This window comes from Bradyrhizobium frederickii, assembly GCF_004570865.1.
Lineage (GTDB): Bacteria > Pseudomonadota > Alphaproteobacteria > Rhizobiales > Xanthobacteraceae > Bradyrhizobium > Bradyrhizobium frederickii.
The window spans coordinates 1-2,580 of record NZ_SPQS01000096.1; the positions used below are offsets into that span (position 1 = coordinate 1).

Genomic DNA, 2,580 nt, shown 5'->3' on the forward strand with positions numbered 1-2,580 from the left:
CTATCGAAGAGTGCAAGGCGATCAAGGCAGAGTACCAACAGAAACTCAAAGACCTGCGAAATAGCAGAAGTGAGGCCGCATGACGTTCTCAGTAAAAACCATTCCAGACATGCTCGTTGAAACATACGGAAATCAGACAGAAGTAGCACGCAGACTGAAATGTAGTCGCGGTACGGTCAGAAAATACGTTGATGATAAAGACGGGAAAATGCACGCCATCGTCAACGACGTTCTCATGGTTCATCGCGGATGGAGTGAAAGAGATGCGCTATTACGAAAAAATTGATGGCAGCAAATACCGAAATATTTGGGTAGTTGGCGATCTGCACGGATGCTACACGAACCTGATGAACAAACTGGATACGATTGGATTCGACAACAAAAAAGACCTGCTTATCTCGGTGGGCGATTTGGTTGATCGTGGTGCAGAGAACGTTGAATGCCTGGAATTAATCACATTCCCCTGGTTCAGAGCTGTACGTGGAAACCATGAGCAAATGATGATTGATGGCTTATCAGAGCGTGGAAACGTTAATCACTGGCTGCTTAATGGCGGTGGCTGGTTCTTTAATCTCGATTACGACAAAGAAATTCTGGCTAAAGCTCTTGCCCATAAAGCAGATGAACTTCCGTTAATCATCGAACTGGTGAGCAAAGATAAAAAATATGTTATCTGCCACGCCGATTATCCCTTTGACGAATACGAGTTTGGAAAGCCAGTTGATCATCAGCAGGTAATCTGGAACCGCGAACGAATCAGCAACTCACAAAACGGGATCGTGAAAGAAATCAAAGGCGCGGACACGTTCATCTTTGGTCATACGCCAGCAGTGAAACCACTCAAGTTTGCCAACCAAATGTATATCGATACCGGCGCAGTGTTCTGCGGAAACCTAACATTGATTCAGGTACAGGGAGAAGGCGCATGAGACTCGAAAGCGTAGCTAAATTTCATTCGCCAAAAAGCCCGATGATGAGCGACTCACCACGGGCCACGGCTTCTGACTCTCTTTCCGGTACTGATGTGATGGCTGCTATGGGGATGGCGCAATCACAAGCCGGATTCGGTATGGCTGCATTCTGCGGTAAGCACGAACTCAGCCAGAACGACAAACAAAAGGCTATCAACTATCTGATGCAATTTGCACACAAGGTATCGGGGAAATACCGTGGTGTGGCAAAGCTTGAAGGAAATACTAAGGCAAAGGTACTGCAAGTGCTCGCAACATTCGCTTATGCGGATTATTGCCGTAGTGCCGCGACGCCGGGGGCAAGATGCAGAGATTGCCATGGTACAGGCCGTGCGGTTGATATTGCCAAAACAGAGCTGTGGGGGAGAGTTGTCGAGAAAGAGTGCGGAAGATGCAAAGGCGTCGGCTATTCAAGGATGCCAGCAAGCGCAGCATATCGCGCTGTGACGATGCTAATCCCAAACCTTACCCAACCCACCTGGTCACGCACTGTTAAGCCGCTGTATGACGCTCTGGTGGTGCAATGCCACAAAGAAGAGTCAATCGCAGACAACATTTTGAATGCGGTCACACGTTAGCAGCATGATTGCCACGGATGGCAACATATTAACGGCATGATATTGACTTATTGAATAAAATTGGGTAAATTTGACTCAACGATGGGTTAATTCGCTCGTTGTGGTAGTGAGATGAAAAGAGGCGGCGCTTACTACCGATTCCGCCTAGTTGGTCACTTCGACGTATCGTCTGGAACTCCAACCATCGCAGGCAGAGAGGTCTGCAAAATGCAATCCCGAAACAGTTCGCAGGTAATAGTTAGAGCCTGCATAACGGTTTCGGGATTTTTTATATCTGCACAACAGGTAAGAGCATTGAGTCGATAATCGTGAAGAGTCGGCGAGCCTGGTTAGCCAGTGCTCTTTCCGTTGTGCTGAATTAAGCGAATACCGGAAGCAGAACCGGATCACCAAATGCGTACAGGCGTCATCGCCGCCCAGCAACAGCACAACCCAAACTGAGCCGTAGCCACTGTCTGTCCTGAATTCATTAGTAATAGTTACGCTGCGGCCTTTTACACATGACCTTCGTGAAAGCGGGTGGCAGGAGGTCGCGCTAACAACCTCCTGCCGTTTTGCCCGTGCATATCGGTCACGAACAAATCTGATTACTAAACACAGTAGCCTGGATTTGTTCTATCAGTAATCGACCTTATTCCTAATTAAATAGAGCAAATCCCCTTATTGGGGGTAAGACATGAAGATGCCAGAAAAACATGACCTGTTGGCCGCCATTCTCGCGGCAAAGGAACAAGGCATCGGGGCAATCCTTGCGTTTGCAATGGCGTACCTTCGCGGCAGATATAATGGCGGTGCGTTTACAAAAACAGTAATCGACGCAACGATGTGCGCCATTATCGCCTAGTTCATTCGTGACCTTCTCGACTTCGCCGGACTAAGTAGCAATCTCGCTTATATAACGAGCGTGTTTATCGGCTACATCGGTACTGACTCGATTGGTTCGCTTATCAAACGCTTCGCTGCTAAAAAAGCCGGAGTAGAAGATGGTAGAAATCAATAATCAACGTAAGGCGTTCCTCGATATGCTGGCG

At 47.9% G+C, this 2,580-nt stretch carries 3 protein-coding genes and 1 pseudogene; all 4 read left to right on the top strand.

Going from position 1 to position 2,580, the window contains the following annotated elements; translation table 11 throughout:
• Nucleotides 1–79 precede the first annotated feature (79 nt).
• The 4 genes and pseudogenes from E4K64_RS39535 to E4K64_RS41555 all read left to right on the top strand — a co-directional run bounded on the left by E4K64_RS39535 (nucleotide 80) and on the right by E4K64_RS41555 (nucleotide 2,549).
• A complete protein-coding gene (locus E4K64_RS39535) occupies nucleotides 80–286 on the top strand; it encodes a phage NinH family protein (protein ID WP_002901791.1) in 207 nt (68 codons plus the stop codon).
• Nucleotides 264–929 (top strand): serine/threonine protein phosphatase, encoded by a 666-nt coding sequence (locus E4K64_RS39540; RefSeq protein ID WP_001271136.1) that lies wholly within the window; start codon nucleotides 264–266, stop codon nucleotides 927–929. Before E4K64_RS39535 ends, E4K64_RS39540 begins: the two co-directional genes overlap by 23 nt.
• Nucleotides 926–1,549 (top strand): antitermination protein Q, encoded by a 624-nt coding sequence (locus E4K64_RS39545; RefSeq protein ID WP_001235459.1) that lies wholly within the window; start codon nucleotides 926–928, stop codon nucleotides 1,547–1,549. Before E4K64_RS39540 ends, E4K64_RS39545 begins: the two co-directional genes overlap by 4 nt.
• Nucleotides 1,550–2,231: 682 nt before the next feature.
• Nucleotides 2,232–2,549: pseudogene (locus E4K64_RS41555) on the top strand (phage holin, lambda family).
• Nucleotides 2,550–2,580: the final 31 nt, after the last annotated feature.

Coding starts and splice junctions, on each gene's coding strand:
- E4K64_RS39535 (WP_002901791.1), top strand. CDS start 80: ATGACGTTCTCAGTAAAAACCATTCCAGACATGCTCGTTGAAACATAC.
- E4K64_RS39540 (WP_001271136.1), top strand. CDS start 264: ATGCGCTATTACGAAAAAATTGATGGCAGCAAATACCGAAATATTTGG.
- E4K64_RS39545 (WP_001235459.1), top strand. CDS start 926: ATGAGACTCGAAAGCGTAGCTAAATTTCATTCGCCAAAAAGCCCGATG.